We start from the raw sequence: 24,573 nt of genomic DNA on the forward strand, positions 1-24,573 counted from the left end.
GCGTGTTTACCCGCCCATTGCTCCACAACCGCCCTTTTCGGGCGGCAAAGGGGCAGTTACAGAGCAGCCGATCGCCCGGGAAAGAGATTCCGTGGTGTGTCGAAGATCGCGTCCATCCGCCACGCGTCCAGTTGGTGCAGCCGGACGTTTCCGTCTGCCGAGACTCGCACGCGTTCGCCGCCCAGTGTCGGGTAGGCGCGGGCTGTCAGGGGCCTGCCGTTGGCAAAAATCTCCAGCGCGGATCGGTCCACGAGCACACGCAGCTTCAGTTTTCCCCCCGCGAGGGTCAGGGCGCCGGACCTTGGTCCGGCATCCACCATTCTGTCCAGGCTACTGCGGCTGCGGTCCAGCAGGATGTACGACGCCGGAAGGGCGCCCTCTCCGGTCAGGTGGCCGATCTCCACCACCGTCTCTTCGTGGGCACCGGCGTCGCCGCCGCCGAGGAGACCCAGCCGGAAGACGGTCCCAGGCTCCAGCTCGAGGTTCAGTTCGAGGTCCAGCTGGTTCCCGGACACCCCCGCAAGGACCTCGCCCGTGCCGACAGTCCGGGGGCCGATCCGGACGTGATCGCGGCGGAGCGACTCCAGTTCCGGCACAGGTGCGAAAGCCAACTCCCCTGCCGCGTCCAGGGTGGCCACCCGGGGCAGGCTCATCACCCCTGACCAGCCGGACTCCACCATGGCGGCCTCCGTGCGGCCCTCCTGCAGCCAGCCGAACATGACCCGGCGGCCGGATTCGTCCGCGAAGGACTGCGGGGCGTAGAAGTAGCGGCCGCCGTAGTCGAGCCGGTGAAGTTCCCGGGGTTTGAACGAATCCCCTGCGTATCGACCGGTCCAGTAGAGCGGGTGGCGCGTGTCGCCGTCGTGCCAGGCCGAGAAGACCAGCACATCGGTGCCGCCCCCCGGCGTCGGATCATCGAAAGGTCCGGCGCCCAGCGTCCCTTCACCCGTACTGAACAGATCAACGCACTCCCACATGGTGCCCTGCCAGTCCGTGGCTGTCGGATCGCCGGAGGCGGCATCGCCGATAAACAGCGGGCCGATGTAGTCCCAGCGGCGGAGGTCGGCGGATTCGTAGAGGAAGGCGGTGCCGCCGCGGCCACGGATTCCGGACCCCACGAGCTGGCGCCAGACCGAGCCCTCCCGCCAGACGCAGTGGTCCCGGTAGGCAGTGACGTCCACACCTGCCGGGGGCGCCGGAATCACAGGGTTTTCCGGTGCCTTGGTCCAGGTGAGGAGGTCGGGCGAGCCGACCGCCACGCAGGGCAGTTCGCGCTCGCCGTGCCGGCCGGAGTACACCAGGGTGGGCGTGCCGCCGTCGTCCACTAGCACCCCGGACCAGCAGCCGTCGGTGTCCGGCCCTTCGGAAGGCTCCAGCGCCACGGGCTGGTCGGCCCAGTTCACCAGGTCCGTGCTGGTGGCGTGGCCCCAGAGGATGCGGTGGTGGAATGCGCCTTCCGGGTTGTACTGGTAGAAGAGGTGGTAGGTCCCGTTCCACTGGCTCACCCCGTTGGGATCGTTGAGCCAGCCGGCGGGCGAGACAAAGTGGAAACGCGGCCGGTGCGGGTCTGCCTCGGCCCGTGCTACGAGTTCATCCTGCGGCACAGTGGCCAAGGGGTGGGTCAGTTCGGTCATGCGGAAGCCTTGTTTTCTGTCCGGGAACCGTCCGTCGGGGACGCTTCTTGGGTTGTCGGGGGCCCGGATTCGAGGGGCTCGGCGGACAGCGCGTGGCTTGCCGCCGTGGCCGGGGGCCGGTAAAGGTGGCAGCGCACCCAGTGTTCGTTGGCGGGATCACCCACGCGGTGGCGGACGGGTTCGGTGGCGGAACAGCGCTGCTCCGCATCGCCGTCGAACGCGCACGACGCCGACTCCATTACCGCTGCCCGCAGCGCGGCGCGCTCGTGCGGGTTGTAGGATCCGGTGCGGGCGGGGTCCGGCACGGCCGATACCAGTAGCCGGGTGTAGGGGTGGGCCGGGTTGGCCAGCAGGTCCAGCGATTCGCCTTCCTCCACGAGTTCCCCGGCGAACATCACGGCGATGCGGTCCGCCAGGTAGCGTGCGGAGGCGAGGTCATGGGTGATGTAGAGCATCGAGATGCCTTGCTTGTCCCGCAACTGGCGCATCAGGTTCAGGATGCCGATCCGCACGGAGACGTCCAGCATGGAGGTGGGCTCGTCCGCCAGGATTACTTCCGGTTCAACGGCGAGCGCCCTGGCGATGGCCACGCGCTGCCGCTGCCCGCCGGAGAGCTCGTGCGGGTAGGAGTTGAGCATGTCCGAGGTGAGTCCCACGGTAGTCATCAGCTCGTCAAGGCGGCTGCGCAGCTGCTCCGGAGTGCCGGCTTTGCCCTGCAGGGTCAGGGAACGGGTGAGGAAGTGTTCGATCCGGTGGACGGGGTTAAGCGAGCCGAAAGGATCCTGGAACACCATCTGCAGCTGCGACCGATATTCCCTCGATGCCTGGAAGCGGTCCCGTTTTAGCACATCCGTGCCATTGAGCAGGATTCGGCCGGCCGTGGGCTTCTCGAGCCGGGCGATGCAGCGGGCCAGGGTGCTCTTGCCCGAGCCGGATTCCCCCACGAGGGCCACGATCTCGCCTTTCCTGATCGCGAGGTCCACACCGCCGAGGGCGCGCACCGAGGCCCGGGAAAACAGGCCGCCGCTGGAGAAGTCCTTGACCAGGCCTTTCACTTCGAGGGCGGGAGCTCCGGAGCGGGTCTGGCCCTGCGCGTTTGGTGCCGTTGCCGGCGCCGGTGCCGGCCGTGCTGAAACCGGGGTGCTCATGGCTGTGCTCCTTGGAGAACGGGAAGGGGGGAAACGAAGTGTCCGGGCGAGACTTCCTGGAGGTCGGCGATGTTGCTGAACTTCACGCCGTCGGCCAGGCCGGTCAGCGGAACCCGGGGGCCGGTGAGCGGAGGGAACGCGCCCATGAGTGCCTGGGTGTAGGGGTGCAGCGGGGCGGCGTGGATGTCCTTGGCCTTTGCCGTCTCCACGATCCGGCCGCCGTACATCACGGCCATCCGGTGCGAGAGTTCCACCATGAGGGACATGTCGTGCGTGATGAACAGGACGGAGAAGCCCAGTTCCCGCTGCAGCTCCTTGATCTGGGCCATGATCTCCTGCTGCACCACCACGTCCAGCGCGGTGGTGGGTTCGTCCAGGATCAGCAGCGAGGGCTTGAGTGCCACGGCCATCGCGATGACGGCGCGTTGCCGCATCCCGCCCGAGAGCTGGTGCGGGTAGGACTTCAGCCGGGCCGGATCGATCCGGACAAGTTCCAGCAGTTCGGCTGCCCGCCGCAGCGATTCCTTCCGGGTGTAGCCGGCATGGGTGGTGTAGATATCCACGATCTGGTCGCCGATGGTCATTACGGGGTTCAGCGAGTTCATGGCGGACTGGAACACCATGGCAACGTCCTGCCAGCGGAAGCGGCGCAGCTCTTCGGTCCCCATGGCCAGGACGTCTTTGCCGCCGAAGCGGATGCTGCCGCCGGCGATCTCCGCCGGGTCCCGGAGGAGCCGCATGATGGCGTTGGCGATGGTGGATTTGCCGCAGCCGGATTCGCCGGCCAGCCCGAAGATTTCGCCGGTGCCGATGCTGAAGGAGACGTGGTCGACGGCGGTGGTGGAGCGGGTGTCGCCGCGGTACTTCACGGTGAGGTCCTTGATTTCCAGGACGGGTTCGTGGGACCCGAAGGAGGTCTGGGAGATGGTCATGCCGATGCTCGCTTTCCGGGTTTTGCAGGCTTGCCCGCGGGCTTGGATGCGGGCTTGGATTTCCTGATCTTCCGCAAGCGGGGATTCGTGACCTCGTCCACCGCGTAGTTGATCAGCGACAGCGAGAATGCCACCAGCGCGATGCACAGCCCGGAGGGGATGAACACCCACCAGCTGCCGGTGAGCAGGGCGCCCTCGTTGCCGGCCCAGTAGAGGTTGTTGCCCCAGGAGACCGTGCTGACGTCACCGAGGCCCAGGAACTCAAGCCCGGCCTGTGCGCCGATGCCGTAGATGATGCAGGCCAGGAGGGTGCCCATCACGATGGAGGCCATGTTGGGAAGGATTTCGCGGAACATGATCCGCAGGGGCCGTTCACCAGTGACCACGGCCGCGGCCACAAAGTCCTTGGACCGAATGGACAGTGCCTGCGAGCGCAGCACCCGGGCAGAGCCGGCCCAGCCCGTGACAACCAGGACGAGGATCACGGTGCCCAGACCCGGCGGCAGGAACGCGGCCAGGATCACGAGGAGCGGCAGCCCCGGCAGAAGCAGGAACACGTTGGTGGTGAGGGACAGTGCCTCGTCGATGAACTTGCCGAAGTATGCGGCGGCGAGCCCCACCAGGATTCCGATAAAGGTGGAGGCGAAGCCCACGGTCAGGCCCACCAGCAGGGAGCTGCGGGCACCGTGGATGGTGAGGGCCAGCACGTCCTGGCCCTTGGCCGTGGTGCCCAGCCAGAACTCGGCATCCGGCTCCTGGGACGCCATGCCGGTGATCTTGGAGGGATTGTCCGGGTACAGGACGGGGGCGAGGAGCGCCAAGGCGATGAAAAAGAACAGCATGGCCGCGCCGGTCATGGCCTTCTTGTTGGTCAGCAGGCCGTGCAGCAGGCTGCGGTTGGGCCTGCGGACGGAGGCTCCGGGCGGGAGTCCGGCCCCGCCGTCGGGCGTTCCAGGGGGAGTACCGGCGCCGCCGGCGAAGGTCTCCCCCGAAACGGTGGAGGCAGTGGTTGCGATGGAAGTGGTCATGGTCCGTCCTTCCTAGTTGGCGCGCACGCGCGGGTCGAGGCGGACGTAGAGGATGTCCACGAGGAAGTTGGCCAGCAGCACGGCGGCGGTGATGGTCAGGAAGAGCCCCTGCATGAGCGGGTAGTCGAGGCCCTGCACGGCGTTGAGGAGCTGGTAGCCCACGCCGGGGTAGGCGAACACCACCTCGGTCAGCAGCGCACCGCCCACCACGAAGCCCAGGCTCATGCCGAAGCTGGTGACGGACGGCAGCATGGCGTTGCGGGCGGCGTAGCGGAACATGATCCGGCCGGGGCGCAGTCCTTTCGCTTCGGCCATGGTGATGTAGTCTTCGGCGTTGGTGGCGATCATGGTGTTGCGCATGCCGAGCATCCAGCCACCCACCGACACCAGCACGATGGTGAGGGCCGGCAGCACCAGGTGCATCCCGACGTCGGACATGAACTCCCAGCTGAAGCTGGGCTCGATAGTGTCGCTGAACGCGTGGCGGATGGGGAACCAGCCCAGCGTGACGCCGAACAGGTAGAGGGCGCCCATCGCAAGCCAGAAGTACGGGAAGGAGCCGATGAAGATCAGGAAGGGAGGCAGAGCAGAGTCAATGGCCCCGCCGCGCCGCCAGGCGGCCAGGATGCCGAGCAGGTTACCCACGACGGCGGCAATTACCAGCGCGGTCCCGCCCAGCAGGAGCGTCCAGCCCACCTGCGAGGCGATCACTTCGGTGACCGGGGTGGGAAAGCGGGAGATGGAAACGCCCATCTGCCCCGTGACCATGTTGTGCAGGTAGTCGACGTACTGCTCCCAGATGGGCCGGTCGTCGACGCCGAGCAGCTTGCGCAGGGCCTCGATCTGTTCGGGCTGCATGCGGTCCTGGGTGCGGGCGAACATGCGGGATACGGGGTCCCCCGGCATGAAGCGCGGGAGAAGGAAATTCAAAGTGATGGACACCCAGAAGGCGATCAGGTAGAAACCCAGGCGGCGAAGGATAAAGCGCACGGTTTCCCTCCATTCGGGAATTGCGGAAATGTTTTGGGAAGTACGCCCGGCGCAGCGATGCCGCGCCGGGCGTACTGAGGGAAGTGCCTACTTGCGCGGTTCCAGCGAGGTCAGGACCAGCACTGTGGTGGGTGCCCGGTCGGACAGCGTGGCGTACGGGTTCTCCTCCGTGGGCCAGCCGGTGAAACGGGTGTCGTTGAAGGCGCCCCATACCGGGCCGGAGAACAGCGGGACCAGCGGTGCGACGTCGTTGTACCTTTCCTGAAGCTTGTTGGCGATGTCCCGCTGCTTGGACTCGTCCGCCCCCGCAGCGAACTCGGCGAGGAGCGCGTCTGCCTTGGCGTCCCCGAAGCGGTGGTAGTTATCGAAGGTCTTGGTCCCCACTGGCTTGACCGTTGCGGTGCCCATGGAGGTGTTGAAGTACTTGTACGGGCTGGGATCGTTGGCGCTCCAGACGATGCCGGAGTCGAAGTCGCCTGTCTCGTACCCGGCTACCACCGCGGCCCAGTCCGGGGAATCAACCTTGGCCGTCACGCCGATCTCGGCGAGGTTCTGGGAAATCACGTTGGCAACCGACAACCAGTCAGACGAGGAAGCTCCTACGGAGATCTTGAACTCGAAGGGCGTGCCGTCTTTCAACGTGCGCTTGCCGTCTGCGCCCTTGGCGTAGCCAGCCTTGTCCAGGATCCCGTTGGCAGCGTTCACGTCCAGCTTGGTCCAGGTGCAGTTGTCCTTAAGGCTGGCGTTCTTCCACTTTTCATAGTTACCGGAAAGGCCCGTGCAGTCGGCTGGCGTGGCGTAGCCGCTCATGCCGATCTTGGTCACCTGGTCGCGGTCCACCGCCATGCTGAGAGCCTTGCGGACTTCAACGTCGTTGAAGGGTGCCTTGGTGGTGTTGAGTTGCCAGTTGATCATCGCGCCCGTGGCCGGGAACCAGTACTGGCGGTGCTCCTTGTCTTTGGAAATGAAGGTCTTTTCAATGTTCGGGATGTACTGCGGTGCCCAGTCGACGTCGCCGTTCGCGGCGGCGACGTTGGCGCCGTCGTTCCCTGCAAACGCGAGCATCTTGATGCCGGCGATCTTCTGCTTTTCCGGCTGCCAGTAGTTGGGGTTCTTCTTCAGTACGAAGGACTGCGCCTGGAACGAGTCCACCTCGGTGTAAGGTCCGGTGCCCACCGGCTTGGCGTTAGCTTCCTTGCCCGGGTCAGCAAGCGCGGACCAGATGTGCTTGGGCAGGATGGTGAGCTGGCCGAGGTCGTAAAGGGCCGGCGACCAGGGCTTGTTGAAGCTGAAGACGACCTTGTTGGTCCCCTCGGCGGTTACCGTTTCGAGGTATTCAAAGCCGCCCTTGATCTTCTTCTGCAGTTCGAAGGTGTAAGCGACGTCGTCGGCCACCAGTGGCTTTCCGTCAGACCACTTCACGCCGTCGCGGAGGGTAAAGGTGATGGATTTGCCGTCGTCTGCTGCTTGCCACTCGGTGGCGAGCCACGGCGTCGTGTCCCCCTTTGCAGGGTTGAAGATCAGGAGGGACTCGTAGATCGACTGCTGCACCATGGGGTTCACCGTGGGTGCGAACGGGTTGAAGTTCCGGACGAACGTGCCCATGTCTTCGCGGGGAATGGTCAGGAGCGCGCTCTGGGCCGAGGCGTCAGCCTTGGCGGTGCCGGTGTTGCCAGCGTTGGCGGAGCAGCCGGTGAGCGCCAGGGCGCCCATGGCCAGGCTGGCCGCTGCGATGCGGGCAGACCTCAGGAATCGTGCTTGTGTCATGATGGATTTACTCTTTCCTCTCTTCATCCCTGAAGGCGAAGTGTTGGTTGGGGTTGCTGTTCAGTAGTTGATTTGCCGTCAGACTGAATAGCGTTCTAGCAGCGGACAGTCGACCATTTGCTGATGTGCAGTGATCGGCTGTCCTGCTGTAAGGCTTGCGAGTGTCTGGACACCCAGCGCACCCATCTCCTCGAAGGGCAACGCAACCGTGGTCAGCTTGGGCCTGAGGTAGGCCGCAATGAGTTCCTGGTTGTCGAAGCCGATCACGGCGATGTCTTGGGGGATGGCGAGCCCGCGCTCCTTGATGGCATCGTAGGCGCCCATAGCCATCCGGTCGTTGAGGCAGAACAGGGCAGTTGGCCGGCCTGCCCCAGCCGGGTATTTATCGAGAATTCTGCAGGCGGCCTCGTAGCCGCCATCCGCCGTCGCGTGTCCCGAGACGACGAGTTCAGGATCCAGTTCCAGCCCTGCTTCGGCGAGTGCTTCGCGGCACCCCTGCAAACGCCCGACGGCGGCGGGGATGTCCGGATCCAGGTTGACGACACCGATTCTGGAGTGGCCGGCTTGGAGCAAACGTTCGACCGCGACGCGTCCCCCGGCGCGCTCGTCCGGGACGATCGAGGGCAGCTTCCCGTCCGCGTCGAAGCAGTTGATGAGGACAGTGGGCACCTCGTTGGCGCTTTTCGGAACGTGCACGGCGCGGTGGTAAGTGGCCGCGTAGAGAAGTCCTTCCACCCTTTGTTCCAGCAGCTTTTCAACGGCTGCGTCCTCCATGCCCTTGTTTGGTCCTGATGCATCGGCCTGATCGGAGGGGGCGATGAGCAGGAACCGGCGGTCCAGCCAGGCCTGGTCCTGCGCGCCCTTGATGATGTCGACGGCGAATGGTGCCGTGACGATCTCCGTGACGATGCCGTACCAGTCACTGCGCTGCGATGCCAGGGCCCGGGCACCTGCGTTAGGACGGTAGCCCAGGACCTGCACGGCCTCCAGAATCCGGTGTTTGGTTTCGGCTGAGATGCTGGCGTTCTCTCGGTTGCTCAGGACGAATGAAACCGCTGTTCGGGAAACACGCGCATGCTTGGCAACATCGGCCATGGTGACTCCTCGCGGCGTCACGCCGGCGGCCTTACCTGTAGTCCGTTCAGGGCCACGCGCACCTGTACCAGCGCCCGTGCCTGCACCCGGTGATGTGCTGTTCGTCATTGAATGCTCCGACTGTCCCCATTGACCCGCATCGCTCTGATCCGGCGGCGTCAGTAACGCGCGTTACTGAGCAGTGAGAATGAGGTTACGCGCGTTACTTAGGGCCTGTCAATGGGCAATTCGAATCCACTAATCCGGAGCCGCAGGTTCTTACCCGCGCGCGGGTCCCTGCGCGCGCCGACGGATGAAGTACTCGGCCATTGCGAGGTTGATCACCCACGCCGACCCCATGAGCACCGCCCGGATCGGCTCGCTGGTGGGGCCGACCAGGAGAAGCCAAGGTATGGACACCAGAGCCTGCGTTCCCGCCGCGACCCCGATCGCGTAGCCGCGGGCCATCCACGCACTGTGGCTGACGAAATTCCGGCGCCCAATCGCGAGCAGCCCCAGAACAATGCTCACCACCATGCCCGAACCGAAGATGAGGCGAAGGACGAGGAGTACGTCGCCGTCGCCTTCCGGCAGGTCATAGAAGACCGCCATCCACAGGCCCGAGAGTCCCACGAGCAGGCCGGCGGGCACCAGTATGCGACCGGCGACGCGATGCCAATTGAACCTGCCACGGCCGCCCCGGCGGAGTGAGGGAACGAACTGGAACGCCCCGAGCATGCTGTACACGATGGCAGCGGGAATGTGGATCAGCACCGGGAGCGGCGAGTCGAAGAAGCGCGCATTTTGCGGTGTCACTGCGGCGCCACCCGTCAGCTCGGTAAGTCGAACCGCCCCGAAGAACACCGGGATGAAGCTGAGCAAGATCAAAGCGGCAGGCACGGGCCACTGGGCCCGTCGACGCCGCACGGGCGCCGGGGCGCCGATGATTTCCGTTGACATGTCGATCCCTCTACTCGCCTAGTGTACGGCGTACACCTCATGGGAATGACGGTAGGTGTACGCAGTACACTTGTCAAGGAAAGAACCGCTAAGGGAGGTTGGTCCGGATGACTCAGCAGGTGGAAGCCGCACGCCGCGTACCCTTGAGCCGCGACCGGGTGCTGGCCGCCGCTGTCGAGCTGGCCGATGAGGTTGGCATCGAAGCCCTCAGCATGCGCAGGCTCGCCCAGGAGCTCGGCGTGGTCCCGATGGCGCTGTACAAGCACGTCGCCAACAAAGAGGAACTTCTCAACGGCATGGTCGATGCGATTGTCGCGGAGATCGACCCCGCCGTCCGGGATGCGGGCTGGAAGCGCACGGTCCGGCTGAGGGTTCTCTCGGCGAGGCGGGCACTTCTGCAGCACCGTTGGGCACGACGGGTGCTCGAATCCCGCACCAACACGACACCCGCCGTTCTGGGGTACATGGACTCGTTTATGGGCATGTTCCTGGCCGGAGGGTTCTCCGTCAATCTCACGCACCACGTGATGCATGCCCTAGGCAGCCGGATGTGGGGGTTCACCCAGGAGTTGTTCGACGATCCGGCAAACGAAAATTTTTCCGATATGGCGCCGGAGGCCCAGGCCGCCATGTTCCGCGAAATGGCGGAGCGGTATCCGAACATACTGAAGGTCGCTACGGCCGCCAGTCACGACGGCGGTTCGGTGGTCGGGCAGGGCTGTGACGACCAGTTCGAGTTCGAGTTTGCCCTCGACCTGCTGCTTGACGGCTTCGAACGGCTTCACGAGCAAGGCTGGACGTCGGAAAAACGGGCCGACGGCGCGCCAAGGGAATAGCGGAGGCCCGCCTGGCCCTAGGGCCGGGTCCGCGCTGCGGGGATCGGGCTGCCGTCTTCGGCCGGGGTTTCTTCGGCCCGGGTTTCTTCAGCCCGCCCTTTGCGCCCTACCGGGGCGGGCAGCGTCAGAACGAAGAGGCTGCCCACCACAAGCGCGGCGCCAACCCATGCCAGCACCGGCAGCCGCTCACCCACCACCACCACAGCCAGGGCGGCGGCCACCACTGTTTCGGCCAGGGATATGGTGGTGGCCATGCTGGCTCGGACGCGGGCCAGGCCCCAGCCGAACAGGACGTAGCCCGCAAACATCGGGACAAGTGCCATGTACGTGCCGACCAGCGCGTTCTGCCAGGAAGCGACGAGGGGCGAACCGGTGATTGCCAGCACGGGCATGAGGAGCAGCCCGCCCAGGCCGAAGACGGCGCCCATGACCGCCCTCGAGGGCACCCCTGTGTTTATGAGGCGGTGCGCTGCCCAGGAGTACAGCGCATATGTGAGTCCGGCAATGAGACCCAGTCCGATCCCGGCGGGCGCTGACCATCCCGGATCCGCGGCCGACGCCGGATCCGTCTGCCCGGCCTCGGCCAGACAGAGCAGCACGGCACCGGCGAGGCCGAGCACTGCGCCGGCAACCCAACGAGCGGTAAACCTTCTCTTGTCCACGATCCGCTCAATGACAGCGGAGGCGAGCGGAGCCGAACCAATGGAGACAACCGTGCCAACCGCTACGCCGGCCAGATGCATTGAAGAGTAGAAGGCGAGCGGGTAGGTTGCCACGGCCAACGATCCCAAGGCCACCGTGGGCCACTGCGTGCGCAGGGATGCCGAGAACGCGATAATCGACCGGGCTGCGAACACTGCCTGGAGCAGGCCGCCCACGCCCATTGCGACAGCGCCGATCGCCAGCGGGCTGACGTCAGGGGCGAAGGTGGCCGCGGTTCCCGTTGTGCCCCACAACACCGAGGCAGCCAGCACGAACAGCGCCCCCCACGCGCTTCCCTGGAAGGCCGCCCCGTTCACAGGGTGGTGCCGATCAGGGCGGCCGCTATCCGGCGGGCTTCGTGAATGCAGCTGTCATTGCCTTCAAGGCCCGCGCGGGCCATCGAACCTTCAAGCAGGAACGCCAGGTGCCGGGCGAGTGAACGGGCCCGCTCAGGTGAGCGCGGAAGGAGTTCGGCCACATGCTGCGATAGCAACGCCTCAACCTCCTCCTTGTGACGCCGGACCACCGTCCTTCCGGGATCCCCGGCGGGCAGCTCGGCCGCGGCGTTGAGCAACCCACAGCCCCGGAAGCCGCGCTCATAGGCCAGATCGGCGTGGTCCGCGTAGGCATCGAAGACCGCGAGGACCCGGTCCTGGGCGCTGGCGGCCCCAGCCAGCCGCGCCCGGTACAGCCCCATCCACTCCTCATGGCGGGCATCCAGGTACGCCGCCACGAGGTCGGCTTTCGAGGAAAAGTTGTTGTACAGGCTCTTCTTGGCCACGCCTGCCTCGGCCGTAATGGTGTCAATTCCCGTTCGGGCCAAGCCGTCGGCATAGAAGCGCCGCGAGGCCGCTTCAAGCAGTGCGTCGCGGGCACGCCTCTTGGGTGGGCCGTTTGCCGGCGCCATCGGCTTTTCGGTCATCAGGGTCCTCGCTGGCATCGAAACAGTAGGTAGACCAGTCTACCTACCACTACAGATCATGGCAACGAAAAAACCCCGCCGTTCCCGTGTAAACACGAGGAACTGCGGGGTTTTAGCTGGTGGCTCCGACCGGCGTCGATCCGGTGACCTTTCGATTTTCAGTCGAACGCTCTACCAACTGAGCTACAGAGCCTAGGTGACGTGTCACCATGACAGCCGGAATTTCTTCTGGCAATCAGAGCGACCCTGACGGGACTTGAACCCGCGACCTCCGCCGTGACAGGGCGGCGCGCTAACCAACTGCGCTACAGGGCCTTGCTTGTAATGCTTGTTTCTTGCTGTTCGCAGTATCGCTACTGCAATTTTTCAAGGCCTTTAGCCTACCAGACTTTTTGGCCCGGTTTGACCACTTCCTTGCGTACCCCCAACGGGATTCGAACCCGTGCCGCCGCCGTGAAAGGGCGGTGTCCTAGGCCGCTAGACGATGGGGGCCTGAACTCAATCCGGCTCATTCAGGGCAAAAATAAAGGGCCGAAGCCTTTCGTTTTTGTCCCTCCGAGTTGCTCCGAACTGGACCTCTAAAACTATAGGGCCTCCGCCGGGAAAATCCAAAATCGGGGCGACGGCCCCCTCGGCGGCCCCGCTCCGGGCAGGGCAGAATGGCAGCTTTTTGCCTAGAGGTGACCGATTTCCGCCAGCCCCGGGACCGTGAACCGGACTAGATTGTCACCATGGTAACAACCGCCGACACCAGCTCCCTTCACCCCGCCGATCCCCACGAAGGATCCGCCGCCGCAGCGCCCGCCCCATCCACCCGCCAGCCCAAGCAGCCCGTCAACAAACTGGGCGTAGCCGCCGTCGTTGTCACCGTGGTGCTTTGGGCGTCCGCTTTCGTCGGCATCCGCGCTGTCGGCCCCAGCTTCTCCCCCGGCTCCCTGACGCTCGGACGGCTGGCGATTGCCGCCGTCGTGCTCGGGGCAGTAGTCCTGCCCAAACTCCGCATGTTGCCCAAGGGACGCGAATGGTGGCCAATCCTGGCCTACGGCGTCATGTGGTTCGGCGGGTACAACGTGGCCCTAAACGCCGCCGAGCACCTGCTCGACGCCGGCACCAGCGCGTTGCTGATCAACGTGAACCCCATCCTCATCGCGGTGATGGCCGGCCTCATCCTCAAGGAAGGATTCCCGCGCTGGCTGATCATCGGAAGCCTCGTGGCGTTCGGCGGAGTTGCCGTGATCGCGCTCGGTTCGGGGCAGCGGTCTGCGGCAGACATCACCGGCGTGCTGCTTTGCCTCCTCGCCGCCGCACTCGCGGCCGTCAGCGTCATTGTCCAGAAACCCGTGCTGCGGAAGTTCCCCGCCGGGCAGGCCACGTGGTTCGGCATCATGGTGGGACTGGTGTGCTGCCTGCCGTTCGGCGGCCAGCTCGTGACGGAACTGCAGGCAGCGCCGCTGCCGGCAACACTGGGCCTGGTGTACCTCGGCATCTTCCCCACCGCGATCGCATTCACCACCTGGGCCTACGCCCTGTCCCTGATCGACGCCGGAAAGCTGGCCGCCACCACCTATCTGGTTCCCGGCACCACCGTCCTGATCTCGTGGCTGGTGCTGAGCGAAATCCCAACCGTCTGGGGGCTGGTGGGCGGCGCGATCTGCCTGGTCGGCGTGGGGCTCACGCGGCGGAGATCCCGCTAAAGTTTGGGTATGCCTGCAAACCTGCCGCCCGGCCTTCCCATCGTTCCGGACGGCGACGGCGAACCCTCCGGCTTCGACATGTCGGAAGCCGAATTCGAGGCGGCCGTCAGCGACGCCCTGAACAGGATGCCGGCAGAAGTGGCGCGGGCCATGGATAACGTGGCGGTCTTCATCGACGACGACTACACGCCACAGCCGGGAGAGGACCCGGACACCGTACTGCTGGGACTGTACGAGGGCGTACCGCTGACCGAGCGGGATTCGTGGTGGGATGCCGGATCCCTGCCGGACCGGATCACCATTTACCGCCAGCCCATCCTGGACATCTGCTCCTCCCGGGAGGACGTGGTGGAGGAAGTGGCCGTGACGGTGATCCACGAGATCGCCCACCACTTCGGAATCGACGACCAGAGGCTTCACGAACTCGGTTGGGACTAGCCTTGTAGGCATGGGACACGACCACAACCACGCACACGGTGTGACCGCGACCGGAAAGCACCGCCGCCGGCTGCTTGCGGTCCTGTCCATCACCTTGGCCGTGGTCCTCATCCAGGTGATTGGCGCGGCGTTATCGGGGTCCCTGGCCCTGCTTGCCGACGCCGGACACATGCTCTCCGACGCCGCAGGCGTATTCATTGCGCTCCTTGCCGCGTGGATCGCGGCCCGTCCGGCCAGCGACTTGCGCACCTACGGCTATCAGCGTGCCGAGGTCCTGGCCGCCCTCGCCAACGCGCTCATCCTCGTGGTGATCGCGGTGGTCATCTTCACCGAAGCCATCCGCCGGATCGGTTCCGCGCCGGAAGTGCAGACGGACATCATGCTCTACGCCGCCGTCTTCGGTGCGGCCGCCAACCTGGCGTCCCTGCTGATCCTGCGCCAGGCGCAGAAGGAAAGCCTGAACGTGCGCGGCGCATACCTCGAGGTGCTGGGCGACCTCCTGGGATCGTTCGCCGTCATTGCCGCAGCCCTGGTGATCAAGTTCACCGGTTATCACGCGGCAGACACCATTGCTTCGGCACTCATCGCCCTGATGATCCTGCCCCGCGCCTGGCACCTGCTCCGGGACGTGGTGGACGTCCTGCTCGAAGCCACGCCCAAGGGTGTGGAGGTTCAAATGATCCGCGAGCACATCCTGTCCGTGGCCGGCGTCGTGGCCGTCCATGACATCCACATCTGGACCATCACGTCCGGCGTGCCCGTGTTTTCCGCCCATGTGGTGGTGGAGGATGCCGTCCTGAGCGCCCGCGGCGCGGACCAGGTCCTGGACAAGCTCACCACGTGCCTCGGCTCCCACTTCGACACGGAACACTGCACCTTCCAGCTGGAACCGGCCAGCCACTCGGAGCACGAGTCCCACCAGCACGCCTGAACTGCCAGGCGCCAGGATCCTGTTCCCGCGTCGCCCAGACACGCCCACGGAAAATCCAACCGAATGACACGCGTGTGGTTTATGTTATTGATGTGACTCGTGTTGCCAAAGTGGCATGTGGCACGTAGCCTCGGTGCTGCTGGGTGATTTGCAGAGGGGCACTTTCGTGCCGCCTCCCCACTCGTTCGTCCCGGCCCCGAACGCAGCGAGGTTTGCGAATGAGTCTGACCGGAACAGGCCGCAAGGCCGCCGTGCTGTGCACCGCCGTCGTACTTTTCGGCACCCTCGCGGTGCCCGCGCACGCCTCGGTGCTGCCCCCGGCTGCCGCGCCGGCGCTGATGGTTCCCGCGCTGATGGCTCCGGCGCTGATCGCTCCGGCAGCGCCCGAGATCCCCTCCCCCGGCGACATTGCCGCCGCCAAGTCCAGTGAAAGCGCGACGGCGGCACAGGTCACCGACATCGAACGCATCCTGGCGGATGCCGCCTCCGCACAGGAGCTGACCTTCGCGCGGACCCTCGAGGCAAACAACGCCTACAGCGACGCGCTCGTGGAGCTCCGGATCCGGACCGACGCCGCCGCCGTGGCGACCGCCCGCGCCGAGGCCGCGGACAAAGAGCAGGCAAAGAGCCGCAAGGAGATCGGCCAACTGGCAGGGGACCTGTACCGCAATGGCGGACTGAATCCCGCGCTGAGCAGCTTCGTCACCGGCAAGGGCGACGTCCTGGAGCAGGCGGCAACCCTGCAGGCCCTCTCGGCCGGCCGCAGCCGTGCGTTCACAACGGCCGAGACCACCGCTTCCGCGGCAGAATCACTCACCGCAGCCGCTGCCGATACCCGGCGGGCGGCCGACGACGCCGCCAAGAGCGCCGAATCACTCAAGGCTGCGGCCGAGCAGGCCAACGCTGCCCAGCTGACGGCTGTGTCCGAGGCCAAGGCGCAGCGGACGGTCCTGGTGGGCCAGCTCGCTTCGCTGAGGCGCACCACAACCGCCCTTGAGTCGGCAAGGATTGACGGGCTGGACCGGCAGCGGCAGCAGGCACGGCTCGCTGCCATCACGGCCGCCGCGGATCGTGCTGCAACAGAGCAGGCGGCCGCTGCAGGCGGCGACCCCGCCTCCGCGCAGGCACCAACTCCTGCCCGTACGGCGGTCCCGGCACCTGCAGTCCCCGCACCGGCAGTTCCTCGTCCCGCCGCACCGGCAGCACCCCGGCCCGCCGCGCCGGCAGCCCCTCGGCCAGCCGCGCCGGCGCCCGCCCCGGCACCTGCGCCCTCGCCTGCACGGCCCGCCCCGGTCCAGCCGGCACCCGTGGTTCCGGCTCCGGCTCCGAAACCGGTCCAGCCCGCCCCCGCACCGTCACCGGGAGGCAGCAATCAGACCGCCATGTCCGTGGCACTGGGCAAGGTGGGAAAGCCCTATTTCTACCAGTATGGCGGCACCGGAGCCTACGGCTTTGACTGCTCGGGCCTGGTTCAGAACGCCTTCGCGGCAGCCGGAAAATACCTGCCGCGCACGGCCGCCGAGCAATTCGCCCAGGCGCCCGTGCACGTGCCGCTGTCCCAGGCGCAGCCAGGGGACCTCCTGGTCTGGGGATCTGCTCCCGGTTTCTACCATGTGGCGATCTACCTGGGCGGCGGCAGGGTGGTGCAGGCCCTGAATCCGTCTGCAGGGATCACCGTGACGGATTTGAGCATGATGGCCGGCATGCAGCTCCATCCGGTGGCGGCGCGCTACTAGCCTGACTCGGCCCAGCACGCTAGGACAGCACGTCCTTGCTGACGAACCGGCCATAGGCCAGGGCACCGAACACGGCGATGTAGCCGGCCTGCAGCAGGGCGTTGCTGCTGAAGGATTCCCATCCGATGGGCTGGCGCAGCAGGTCCGCGAACCCGAACCAGTAATGGCTGAACAGCCACGGGTGCAGCCACTCCAGCTGGGGAAGCTGGTCCAGCACCTGCGACGCCACGGACAGGACGATCGTGGCAGCCATGGCTCCCACCGGCACGTCCGTCAGGGTGGACAGGAAAAGCCCGATCGCCGAGAGCCCCAGCAGCGACACCGTCTGGTAGGCGGCGATCAGCAACATCCTGCTCAGGGCTTCGCCCGGCTCCACCACATCGCCGGACAAAAGGGTTACAGGCCCGACGGGGAACAAGGCCGCCCCGATCCCGGCCCCGGCGAGCGCCACGGCCAGCGGGGCCGCAACACAGAACGCGACTGCCCCCACGTACTTCACGAGGAGCAGCCGCACGCGCCCGGCGGGAGCCGCGAGCAGGTAGCGGAGGGTTCCGTGGCCGGCCTCGCCCGCGATGGTGTCGCCGGCCACGACGCCGATGGTCAGCGGCAGGAACAGCGGCACCGCAACGATCAGGGCGGTCACACCGACGAACAACCCGTTCTGCGTGATGCGGTCCAGGAATGCGGGCCCCCGGCCCGGCGGGACCGCCGTGGATACGCGGACGACGACCGCGATCATCACCGGGATGGCGGCGAGCGCCAGCAGCAGGGCCTGGGTCCTCCGGCGCCGGAACAGCTGCTTCAGCTCCGATCCGAGGAACCACCAGCTGGACGGGCGTTGCCGTGGTGCGGAACCCTCCCGGCCGGAGCTGGCCGCGGTGCCGGACCCGCGCGCGGATACCTCGTCACTGAGCGACATCGAAACCCTCCCCCGTCAGCGCCACGAAGCGGTCCTCAAGGCTGCCACGCTCGACGGCGAAGCCCCGGACCCGCACGCCGTCCGCCACAAGCGCGGCCACGATTGCTTCGGGCGCGGCTTCGAGCGCCACGGCCGCATCCCGTCCACCAGGACCACCAGGCCCGCCGGTCCCTGTATCCCCGCCGGGGTTCCGGGAACCGCTTGGTGACAGCGTCCCCGAACTGACTGGAAGGGCGGACGTGATGACGGCGTCGGCGCCGTTCGGATGCCCGACGACCGGAGTCATGCCGAACCGGACCAATACGCCCGAGGCCGCGCCGGCGTCGGGCGTTATCAGGCGAAGCTGTGCGGTGCCCGCCTGGCGGAGCTCGGCCAGCGGCCCCTGCGCCACCAGGCGCCCCGCGCTCATAATGGCCGCATGGGTGCAAATCTGCTCCACTTCAGCCAGCAGATGGCTGGAGACGAACACGGTGGCGCCGTCGGCAGCGAGTGACCGGACCAGGCTGCGCACCTCCCTGGTCCCCTGGGGATCCAGCCCGTTGGTGGGCTCGTCCAGGATGAGCAGCTCCCGGCGGGAGAGCAGGGCATTGGCGATTCCAAGGCGCTGCTTCATGCCCAGCGAATAGGCGCGCACTTTCTTGCGCGCGGCGTGTGACAGCCCCACGCGTTCGAGCGCTTCCGCCACCCGCGCCCGCCGCGTGCCCGGTACGGCATGACGGTTCGCGGCATCAAAGCGGTGCAGATTTGCGGCCCCGGAGAGGAACGGATAGAAAGCCGGCCCCTCCACGAGGGCGCCCACCTGCGGCAGGACCTCGTCCAGCTTGCCCGGCATGTCCTGACCGAGCAACCTCACCGACCCTGCCGTCGCTGCGGCCAGGCCAAGCATCATCCGGATGGTGGTGGTCTTGCCAGAGCCGTTGGGACCCAGGAAGCCAAAGACGGAACCTCGCGGCACCGCCAGGTCAATGCTGTTCACCGCAAGCTGGTGGCCGAAGCGCTTGCTCAGCCCCGTGGTTTCAATGGCGAGTCCGGCGCCCCGGCCAGCGGAAGTCACCTCGCGGCAGCGGCTGCCTGCAGCCGCTCCAGGGGCACCGAGCCAACGAACATCCGGCCGTCGTCCGTCAACAGGACGTTCAGCAGCGACGTGGAGATCGCCCGGCCGCCGGGTACGGCAACTGTTGCCTGGCGGAGGAGCGGATCATTCAGCAGCGTGTCGATCGACGGCGACCCTGCCGCCGGGGAGCCTGCGCGGGCCGGGAAGCCAACCACCGTCTCCCAGCCGGTGCCGGTCACCGACGGGGCCCTGCCGGCCGCAGCCGGCGCCTTCCGGCCCTGTTCCAGCTTGCCCTGTTCATCCTTCCCGGAGCCGGCGGCGCCCTTGCCGTAGCCCAGGTCCCGTTTGGCGTAACCGGACGACGGCAGCGCCAGTTCCTTCACCGTTGCGCCAGGCGGAGGCGTGAAGTTGAAGACGGAAGCATCCGGTGCCTCAAGCTTGAGGCTCGAGAATGCCGTCCGGAAGGCTGGCTCCTGCTGTCCGCGTGCCCGCACCTCCACACTCAGCGGCAACCCGTTCTCGCCGTCGACGGCGACAGCCACCGATTCCACCAGGGTTCCCTGCGAGCGCGGGGTGAGGACCAGGTTGTACGCTGCCCGGCCGGCCACCTCTACGTCATCGCGAACGGCCACGTCCGTGGATGCATCAACCTTCTCAAGCATCCGGGCGGCCACTTCCTCGGGCGTTGCCACACTGCCCGGCGTCTTGGACCCGCGGTCCTCCTTGCCGGAAGCATTGCTTGGAAGCGTCATGTGCGTGGCGGAGTTGTCCTTGGAGTTGTACAACCAAACCTCGTTGCCCTGCCGCACCGCGTCCCGCTCTGCCATCCGGTCCATGATCTGGACTCGCACCTTGGCGGGCCCGTCGACATAGACCCGGGCGTTATGCGGTCCGGTCAGCAGTTCCGCAATCGAATTCGCGGCGGGGCCGCTGGTCGGCCCTACCTGGGGAACGTCGGGCAGGCCAAGCTCGGACGTCTGCTCCACCGTTCCGGAGAGGGACTTGGTGGAGTGCTGCGCGATCATTGCCAGCACCTGCGCGGGCGTCTTGTCGGGCAGCGGATCCCGGGCGCTCGCAGGGACGGACCCTGCCAGGACTCCGGCAGCGATTACAGCAGGGACGGCCACGGCGGGCATCCACCGCAGCCAGGTGGGGGTCATCTCAACTCCGCTCCGTGGTTGCAGCTCATATCCTCAGGGTACGCCTCGGCTCAGCGCGTGACAGCCCCCAATTCGTGCTGCCGCTTTCGCGGGACCGCGCACTAGGCCAGACTGGGTAGGACGCCGTCATCCAGCTTTCAGGAGCCTGAGCAAATGAGCAGCATTGGTGCCATGTCCACTCCAGCCGATGAGCTGACCGGCATTGTCGGCTTCGCCGCCCAGTCCATCGATTCCCTCGGGGAATGGGGCGTCGGGCTGTTCACCCTCGCGGAAACGGTGTTCCCGCCGATCCCGAGCGAGGTCATTCTTCCCCTTGCGGGGTTCCTCACCCGGCAGGGATCCCTGAGCCTGCCCCTCGTCTTCGTGACCAGCACGCTCGGGGCCTATGTGGGCGCCCTGGCGCTGTACTTCCTCGGGGCCAAGGCGGGTCTGGAACGGTCCATCCGGTGGCTGTCCAAGCTGCCGCTCATGGAGCGGGAGGACTTCGAAACCGCGGAAGGCTGGTTCCGGAGGCACGGCAAGTCAGCGATCTTTTTCGGCCGGCTCCTTCCCGGCGTCCGCAGCCTGATCTCCCTGCCGGCGGGGGCCGAGAGGATGCATCTGGGCACGTTCAGCATCTTCACCATCGCCGGAAGCGGCATCTGGAACGGGGCCTTGATCGGGCTGGGCGTCCTGCTCGGCCGGCAGTACTCGATGGTGGAGCAGTACTCCCGCTTCCTCAACTACGCGGTCTATTCGGCGCTGGCGCTCTTCGTCGTGTGGCTCGTGGTCCGGTACCTCCGGCGAAGGAAGACTGCGGACCACCCGGAGTAGGTGAGGCTTTTCAGGCCCGGGCAACCCTGGTGCCGGCTGGCACGACGGTGCCCGCCCCGCCGTCGACCGTTACTTCCTGGCCCGTCCGCAGGACGGACGTGGCATCGGCCACGCCCACGACGGCGGGAATCCCGTACTCCCGGGCCACCACCGCCCCGTGTGAGTTGGGGCCGCCCATTTCCATCACCAGCCCGCCGGCGGTGAGGAACAGCGGGGTCCAGCCCGGATCGGTGGACGGAGCCACGAGGATCTCACCCGGTTCCAGGTGCGCACCCACCGGGTCCAGGATCACCCGGGCCGGGGCCGTCACCGTTCCCGCCGACGCGGGGCTCCCCGCCAGTGCGCCCTCGGCGGCTGCACCGCGGGCAGTAGCCAGGGTTTCCGGCTCGGTTCCGTCGGACAGCAGCATCCGCGGGATGTGGCGCCGCTCCAGCTCCAGGTAGTAGGCGCCTTGCCGCCGAGCCACGGTCTCCTGCATATCCGCGCCGTCGAGCGCTGCTCCTGTTTCGGCAAAATCCAGGAAAAAGACGTCGTCGGCGCGGGCGATCCGCCCCTCTGCCGCCAAGACGCTGCCCACCTCGGCCAGCTGCCGGCGGACCTCCGCGAGGGCGACGACGATCTGGAACTTTGGAAGTTCGCGCAGCCCGGCGAAAAGCCGGGCCCGCCGGAGCGCTGCCCGGACGATGATGCCGCGGAGACGGCCACGGGAGCGGGCCTCCGCCACCAGCCGGGCCATCTGCGCCTCCGCTTCGGCTTCCGCCCGGCGGAACTGCCGGTCGGGGGCAAGGGCGGGGTCATCCAGGCGCAGGTAGTTGGCCAGGACACCCAGGATATGGGTGGGATCGTCCCGCCAACGCGGCATACCGACGTCGATTTCCGCGACGGCCCGGTGCCCGAACCGCTCCAGGAAAGCGGCCAGGCCGGACTGCGCCACGGCGGGCAGTCCGCCGGCACTGAACCGCTGAGCCAGCAGCGCAGGCGGCTGCCCGGTCAGCAGCCGGGAGGATTCGTCGTCTGCACGGATGGCGGTGCCAAGCCGCCACAGCTCGAGGTCCATCTCCGTGGTGACGTTGTTGGGCAGTCCGCGCAGAATGGGCTGGAGCTCGGCCCACGCATCGCGCCCGGCCCGTTCCTGTCCTTGCCCCTGGCCCCGTCGCTGACCGCCCCTGAGCAGCTTTCCGGCGAGCGCCAGCATCGCAAAGCCAAGCGCCGGAAGCGGGATGATGGCGGGGACATTGGGAAATAGTCGGGCGAGTACCTGCTCGGCGTGGTCCAGCCGCTGCCGGGGCGAAGCGCCGCCGGGCAGTTCGAGGGATTTGTTGAAGTCCTTGGTGAACCGGTCCACGCGGCGCAGCGCGGCCTCCGGCCGGAACATGGCACGGAAGAGGGATTCCGGAACCCGGGCGCGCGCGGCCACAGGACCCACGTGTTTGATCAGGCCCCAGGGCGTGCGGCGCGTTATCGAGAACCGCGGATCGGCGAACACCTGGCGCAGCACCACTGCGGAGCGCGCCTCCATGACGTCGAATACCTTGGGGACAATCCGGCGGCCCACCGTGCTCCGCGCCACGGTGGTCACGTCGAAGAAGATGCGCTGGCCTGCTTCGGCGTAGGGACGGGGGCCGCTGCGCGGATCGGGCACCTCGAACCCGGCCGTCGTTGCTATGGACGCAGCGATGCGCCGGAAGGCGGCGAGGCCCATGGGGGTGATGGGCCGGGTCAGCCCCTGGGCGAGGCTGAAGCACAGGTAGATGCGGGTGTCGTACTCGGACACCTCGCCCCGCAGAACCTTGTCCGCCAGCGGGTAGAGCGTGGTGATGGGCCGGGACTGGGTGAGCCAGGCCTTGCCGGCGGTGTCGATCGCCCACTCAGTATCCTGCGGCGACCCGTAGTGGTCCTCGGCCTTCGCTCCCAGCGCGGCGAGCTCGCGGACCTGCCTGTCGGTCAGGCAGGGACTGTCCCCCGCGTCCGGCTGGTCGATGCTTTCCGTGCCTCCCCCGGAAAGCGGGCGGATGACCAGGCGTTTGTCTCCGATCCGGCGCTCCAGGATCCTCCCGGACGCGGTGTCCACCACGAAGTGGTCAGGGTTCACGGCTCCGGACACCACTGCTTCGCCCAGGCCCGGGCTGGCATCGATCACAGATTCCCGGCGCCGGCCGGTCACCGGGTTGGCAGTGAACATCACGCCCGCTGCCGCGGCGTCCACCATGCGCTGGACTACGACGGCGAGAGTCACCGAGGACGGGTCAATGTTGCGGCTCGCGCGGTAGGCGACGGCGCGGTCCGTCCACAGCGAAGCCCAGCAGTTCCGGACCGCCGCCAGGAGCGCATCCGCACCTACAACGTTCAGATAGGTGTCCTGCTGGCCGGCAAAACTGGCGAAAGGGAGATCCTCGGCCGTGGCCGACGACCTGACCGCGACCGGGACGCCCGGCCCCTGCCCCGAGTCCAGCGCCTGATAGGCGGACAGCACGTCGTTCGCGATGCCCGGTGGCAGTTCGGCCGCGGTGATCAGGCTTCGGGCACGCGCGGCCAGTTCGGCGAGGGCGTCCAGATGGCCCGCCGGAGTGGCCTGCAGATCACGGTGCACGTCGCCAAGCCCCAAGGGCCCCACGGCTTCGGCATAGGCGCCGGTGGTGAGGCAGAAACCGTCGGGCACCGGCAATCCGGCTGAGAGAAGCTCGCCAAGGTTCGCGGCCTTCCCGCCCACCTGGGGCACCATGTGTGCGTTGAGGTCGCCGAGGCCGAGCACCCGCCCGCTCATGGCCTATGAGGCGCCGAGCATGGGCCCGAAGCTGGCACGGTCGGCGAGCCGCGGGTCCTCCCTGTCCGGCACCACCATCACAGGACTCTTGGCGTGGTGCAGGACGCCGTCTGAGGTGGAGCCGAGGAGCATGCCGGTGAAACCGCCCCGCCCGCGCGTGCCGACAACAATCAGCTCCACGTGGCGGCTGGCCTCGACCAGCACGTCCACGGGCGAACCGTCCACGAGCCGGGTCTCGATGGTCAGCCGGGGGAAGTGGCTCTGCAGCCACGCGACGCCTGCCTTCAGCTGGACCTGGATATCCGCAAACAGGGCCTCCCGGTCCATTGGCGCCGGAACCCATGCCAGGGATCCGCTGTACTGGGGCACGGCGCAGATCACCCGAAGCGGTGCTGCCAGCCGCTCGGCCTGGGCAGCGGCCTCGAGCACGGCGACACGCGCCTGTTCGGAGCCGTCCACGCCCACCACCACCACGTTCTCCACGGGACCGGACCCCGCCTTGGCCTGCTCCGCCCGGACATGTTTGTCCTGCGTGGTTTCACCCAGCCGGTTCGCGCAAATCAGGGGAACCGTAACGGTGGGGCACTTGGCATGGGCAGGCAGGGCGCTGCTCACGGAACCGAGAAGCCGCCCGACGAAACCGCCCCGGCCGCGGGTCCCGACCACCAACAGTTCCGCGGATTCCGAGATGTCCAGCAGCACGCCGGACGCGTCCCCGTTTTCAACCGACGCGCTGACGTCGATGTTGTAGCCGGCCACTTTGTCCACTGCGTGCTGCAGGATGGCCTCGGCGCCCTCACGGATCACCGAATCGTCCACGGTGGCATACCCGCCGTCGAGACCAGACGCCGCGAAGATGGGCACCGAGTAGGCCGTGACGATATGGAGGGGATGACGGCGGCGCTCGGCTTCGCGGGCTGCCCACACCAAGGCACACTGCCCGTGGTCTGAACCGTCGACGCCGACTACGATCCCTTCGGGCCTGGCGGACCTTCCGTCGCCATTCCGTGCCGGGTCCGGATGCAACTCATGTGCGTCCATTCGGTCCGCCTCCTCGCGATACTGCCCTGA

The 24,573-nt window shown here is 67.0% G+C and carries 21 protein-coding genes and 3 tRNA genes; 6 read left to right on the top strand and 18 right to left on the bottom strand.

From position 1 onward, the window contains the following. Positions 1 to 56: 56 nt before the first annotated feature. From CXQ90_RS13530 to CXQ90_RS13565, 8 genes are all read right to left on the bottom strand, one after another. Positions 57 to 1,634 carry a glycoside hydrolase family 32 protein gene (locus CXQ90_RS13530; protein WP_104139838.1) on the bottom strand — a complete coding sequence of 526 codons (1,578 nt, stop codon included), beginning with the start codon at positions 1,632 to 1,634 and terminating at the stop codon, positions 57 to 59. Further along, positions 1,631 to 2,782: an ABC transporter ATP-binding protein gene (locus tag CXQ90_RS13535; protein ID WP_104139839.1), complete on the bottom strand. Its 1,152-nt coding sequence runs from the start codon at positions 2,780 to 2,782 to the stop codon at positions 1,631 to 1,633. The genes CXQ90_RS13530 and CXQ90_RS13535 overlap by 4 nt, the downstream gene beginning before the upstream one ends. Then, on the bottom strand, positions 2,779 to 3,714 hold the full coding sequence (locus tag CXQ90_RS13540) for an ABC transporter ATP-binding protein (RefSeq protein WP_104139841.1): 936 nt from the start codon (positions 3,712 to 3,714) through the stop codon (positions 2,779 to 2,781). Before CXQ90_RS13540 ends, CXQ90_RS13535 begins: the two co-directional genes overlap by 4 nt. Next, positions 3,711 to 4,742 carry an ABC transporter permease gene (locus CXQ90_RS13545; RefSeq protein ID WP_104139842.1) on the bottom strand — a complete coding sequence of 344 codons (1,032 nt, stop codon included), beginning with the start codon at positions 4,740 to 4,742 and terminating at the stop codon, positions 3,711 to 3,713. The genes CXQ90_RS13540 and CXQ90_RS13545 overlap by 4 nt, the downstream gene beginning before the upstream one ends. Positions 4,743 to 4,754: 12 nt before the next feature. Then, a complete protein-coding gene (locus CXQ90_RS13550) occupies positions 4,755 to 5,732 on the bottom strand; it encodes an ABC transporter permease (RefSeq protein WP_104139844.1) in 978 nt (325 codons plus the stop codon). Between the two features lie 87 nt (positions 5,733 to 5,819). Beyond that, entirely contained in the window at positions 5,820 to 7,499 is a 1,680-nt protein-coding gene (locus CXQ90_RS13555; protein ID WP_104139845.1) for an ABC transporter substrate-binding protein, read from the bottom strand. A 78-nt stretch (positions 7,500 to 7,577) separates the two neighbouring features. After that, the gene (locus CXQ90_RS13560; RefSeq protein ID WP_104139847.1) at positions 7,578 to 8,594 is read right to left on the bottom strand and encodes a LacI family DNA-binding transcriptional regulator; all 1,017 of its coding nucleotides are present in this window, start codon (positions 8,592 to 8,594) and stop codon (positions 7,578 to 7,580) included. A 258-nt stretch (positions 8,595 to 8,852) separates the two neighbouring features. Continuing rightward, positions 8,853 to 9,533, bottom strand: a complete 681-nt coding sequence (locus CXQ90_RS13565) for a DUF2306 domain-containing protein (RefSeq protein ID WP_104139848.1) — start codon at positions 9,531 to 9,533, stop codon at positions 8,853 to 8,855. Between the two features lie 107 nt (positions 9,534 to 9,640). On the opposite strand from CXQ90_RS13565, the gene CXQ90_RS13570 reads away from it, so the two are divergent. Next, positions 9,641 to 10,369 carry a TetR/AcrR family transcriptional regulator gene (locus tag CXQ90_RS13570; protein ID WP_104139850.1) on the top strand — a complete coding sequence of 243 codons (729 nt, stop codon included), beginning with the start codon at positions 9,641 to 9,643 and terminating at the stop codon, positions 10,367 to 10,369. A 17-nt stretch (positions 10,370 to 10,386) separates the two neighbouring features. Here the strand turns inward: CXQ90_RS13570 and CXQ90_RS13575 are convergent, their stop codons facing one another. The 5 genes from CXQ90_RS13575 to CXQ90_RS13595 form a co-directional block, all read right to left on the bottom strand. Beyond that, positions 10,387 to 11,388 (bottom strand): DMT family transporter, encoded by a 1,002-nt coding sequence (locus CXQ90_RS13575; protein WP_258064532.1) that lies wholly within the window; start codon positions 11,386 to 11,388, stop codon positions 10,387 to 10,389. Further along, positions 11,385 to 11,993, bottom strand: coding sequence for a TetR/AcrR family transcriptional regulator (locus CXQ90_RS13580; protein ID WP_104139851.1), 609 nt, complete (start codon positions 11,991 to 11,993; stop codon positions 11,385 to 11,387). The genes CXQ90_RS13575 and CXQ90_RS13580 overlap by 4 nt, the downstream gene beginning before the upstream one ends. A gap of 117 nt (positions 11,994 to 12,110) precedes the next feature. After that, positions 12,111 to 12,186, bottom strand: a tRNA-Phe gene (locus tag CXQ90_RS13585). Between the two features lie 48 nt (positions 12,187 to 12,234). Further along, positions 12,235 to 12,308 (bottom strand) — tRNA-Asp (locus CXQ90_RS13590). Positions 12,309 to 12,412: 104 nt separating this feature from the next. Beyond that, positions 12,413 to 12,485, bottom strand: a tRNA-Glu gene (locus tag CXQ90_RS13595). Between the two features lie 239 nt (positions 12,486 to 12,724). On the opposite strand from CXQ90_RS13595, the gene CXQ90_RS13600 reads away from it, so the two are divergent. From CXQ90_RS13600 to CXQ90_RS13615, 4 genes are all read left to right on the top strand, one after another. After that, positions 12,725 to 13,687: a DMT family transporter gene (locus CXQ90_RS13600; protein WP_104139853.1), complete on the top strand. Its 963-nt coding sequence runs from the start codon at positions 12,725 to 12,727 to the stop codon at positions 13,685 to 13,687. A gap of 9 nt (positions 13,688 to 13,696) precedes the next feature. Next, on the top strand, positions 13,697 to 14,125 hold the full coding sequence (locus CXQ90_RS13605; protein ID WP_104139854.1) for a metallopeptidase family protein: 429 nt from the start codon (positions 13,697 to 13,699) through the stop codon (positions 14,123 to 14,125). Between the two features lie 10 nt (positions 14,126 to 14,135). Then, positions 14,136 to 15,056, top strand: coding sequence for a cation diffusion facilitator family transporter (locus CXQ90_RS13610; RefSeq protein ID WP_104139856.1), 921 nt, complete (start codon positions 14,136 to 14,138; stop codon positions 15,054 to 15,056). 218 nt (positions 15,057 to 15,274) lie between these two features. Further along, positions 15,275 to 16,792: a C40 family peptidase gene (locus CXQ90_RS13615; RefSeq protein ID WP_104139857.1), complete on the top strand. Its 1,518-nt coding sequence runs from the start codon at positions 15,275 to 15,277 to the stop codon at positions 16,790 to 16,792. 19 nt (positions 16,793 to 16,811) lie between these two features. On the opposite strand, the gene CXQ90_RS13620 is transcribed toward CXQ90_RS13615, so the two are convergent. Genes CXQ90_RS13620 through CXQ90_RS13630 form a run of 3 tightly spaced genes read right to left on the bottom strand, consistent with a single transcriptional unit; the run spans position 16,812 to position 19,925 of the window. Further along, positions 16,812 to 17,711 (bottom strand): ABC transporter permease, encoded by a 900-nt coding sequence (locus CXQ90_RS13620; protein WP_104139859.1) that lies wholly within the window; start codon positions 17,709 to 17,711, stop codon positions 16,812 to 16,814. Further along, the gene (locus CXQ90_RS13625) at positions 17,698 to 18,765 is read right to left on the bottom strand and encodes an ABC transporter ATP-binding protein (protein ID WP_104139860.1); all 1,068 of its coding nucleotides are present in this window, start codon (positions 18,763 to 18,765) and stop codon (positions 17,698 to 17,700) included. The genes CXQ90_RS13620 and CXQ90_RS13625 overlap by 14 nt, the downstream gene beginning before the upstream one ends. After that, on the bottom strand, positions 18,762 to 19,925 hold the full coding sequence (locus tag CXQ90_RS13630; RefSeq protein ID WP_104139862.1) for a hypothetical protein: 1,164 nt from the start codon (positions 19,923 to 19,925) through the stop codon (positions 18,762 to 18,764). Before CXQ90_RS13630 ends, CXQ90_RS13625 begins: the two co-directional genes overlap by 4 nt. A 153-nt stretch (positions 19,926 to 20,078) precedes the next feature. On the opposite strand from CXQ90_RS13630, the gene CXQ90_RS13635 reads away from it, so the two are divergent. Next, positions 20,079 to 20,738, top strand: coding sequence for a DedA family protein (locus CXQ90_RS13635; protein WP_104139863.1), 660 nt, complete (start codon positions 20,079 to 20,081; stop codon positions 20,736 to 20,738). Positions 20,739 to 20,748: 10 nt separating this feature from the next. Here CXQ90_RS13635 and CXQ90_RS13640 read toward each other — a convergent pair whose 3' ends face one another. Together CXQ90_RS13640 and CXQ90_RS13645 are read right to left on the bottom strand one after the other, a co-directional pair. Next, the gene (locus tag CXQ90_RS13640; protein WP_104139865.1) at positions 20,749 to 23,502 is read right to left on the bottom strand and encodes a PEP/pyruvate-binding domain-containing protein; all 2,754 of its coding nucleotides are present in this window, start codon (positions 23,500 to 23,502) and stop codon (positions 20,749 to 20,751) included. 3 nt (positions 23,503 to 23,505) lie between these two features. Then, positions 23,506 to 24,543, bottom strand: a complete 1,038-nt coding sequence (locus CXQ90_RS13645) for a universal stress protein (protein ID WP_104139866.1) — start codon at positions 24,541 to 24,543, stop codon at positions 23,506 to 23,508. Between the last annotated feature and the right edge of the window lie 30 nt (positions 24,544 to 24,573).

It is taken from the genome of Arthrobacter sp. ZGTC131, assembly GCF_002929275.1.
Lineage (GTDB): Bacteria > Actinomycetota > Actinomycetes > Actinomycetales > Micrococcaceae > Arthrobacter.

Excerpts from the sequence above, each read along its gene's own strand:
- CXQ90_RS13530 (WP_104139838.1), bottom strand. The coding sequence starts at position 1,634 with ATGACCGAACTGACCCACCCCTTGGCCACTGTGCCGCAGGATGAACTC.
- CXQ90_RS13610 (WP_104139856.1), top strand. The coding sequence starts at position 14,136 with ATGGGACACGACCACAACCACGCACACGGTGTGACCGCGACCGGAAAG.
- CXQ90_RS13545 (WP_104139842.1), bottom strand. The coding sequence starts at position 4,742 with ATGACCACTTCCATCGCAACCACTGCCTCCACCGTTTCGGGGGAGACC.
- CXQ90_RS13630 (WP_104139862.1), bottom strand. The coding sequence starts at position 19,925 with ATGACCCCCACCTGGCTGCGGTGGATGCCCGCCGTGGCCGTCCCTGCT.
- CXQ90_RS13645 (WP_104139866.1), bottom strand. The coding sequence starts at position 24,543 with ATGGACGCACATGAGTTGCATCCGGACCCGGCACGGAATGGCGACGGA.
- CXQ90_RS13560 (WP_104139847.1), bottom strand. The coding sequence starts at position 8,594 with ATGGCCGATGTTGCCAAGCATGCGCGTGTTTCCCGAACAGCGGTTTCA.
- CXQ90_RS13640 (WP_104139865.1), bottom strand. The coding sequence starts at position 23,502 with ATGAGCGGGCGGGTGCTCGGCCTCGGCGACCTCAACGCACACATGGTG.
- CXQ90_RS13580 (WP_104139851.1), bottom strand. The coding sequence starts at position 11,993 with ATGACCGAAAAGCCGATGGCGCCGGCAAACGGCCCACCCAAGAGGCGT.
- CXQ90_RS13535 (WP_104139839.1), bottom strand. The coding sequence starts at position 2,782 with ATGAGCACCCCGGTTTCAGCACGGCCGGCACCGGCGCCGGCAACGGCA.
- CXQ90_RS13635 (WP_104139863.1), top strand. The coding sequence starts at position 20,079 with ATGAGCAGCATTGGTGCCATGTCCACTCCAGCCGATGAGCTGACCGGC.
- CXQ90_RS13565 (WP_104139848.1), bottom strand. The coding sequence starts at position 9,533 with ATGTCAACGGAAATCATCGGCGCCCCGGCGCCCGTGCGGCGTCGACGG.
- CXQ90_RS13540 (WP_104139841.1), bottom strand. The coding sequence starts at position 3,714 with ATGACCATCTCCCAGACCTCCTTCGGGTCCCACGAACCCGTCCTGGAA.
- CXQ90_RS13570 (WP_104139850.1), top strand. The coding sequence starts at position 9,641 with ATGACTCAGCAGGTGGAAGCCGCACGCCGCGTACCCTTGAGCCGCGAC.
- CXQ90_RS13555 (WP_104139845.1), bottom strand. The coding sequence starts at position 7,499 with ATGACACAAGCACGATTCCTGAGGTCTGCCCGCATCGCAGCGGCCAGC.
- CXQ90_RS13600 (WP_104139853.1), top strand. The coding sequence starts at position 12,725 with ATGGTAACAACCGCCGACACCAGCTCCCTTCACCCCGCCGATCCCCAC.
- CXQ90_RS13615 (WP_104139857.1), top strand. The coding sequence starts at position 15,275 with ATGAGTCTGACCGGAACAGGCCGCAAGGCCGCCGTGCTGTGCACCGCC.
- CXQ90_RS13605 (WP_104139854.1), top strand. The coding sequence starts at position 13,697 with ATGCCTGCAAACCTGCCGCCCGGCCTTCCCATCGTTCCGGACGGCGAC.
- CXQ90_RS13620 (WP_104139859.1), bottom strand. The coding sequence starts at position 17,711 with ATGTCGCTCAGTGACGAGGTATCCGCGCGCGGGTCCGGCACCGCGGCC.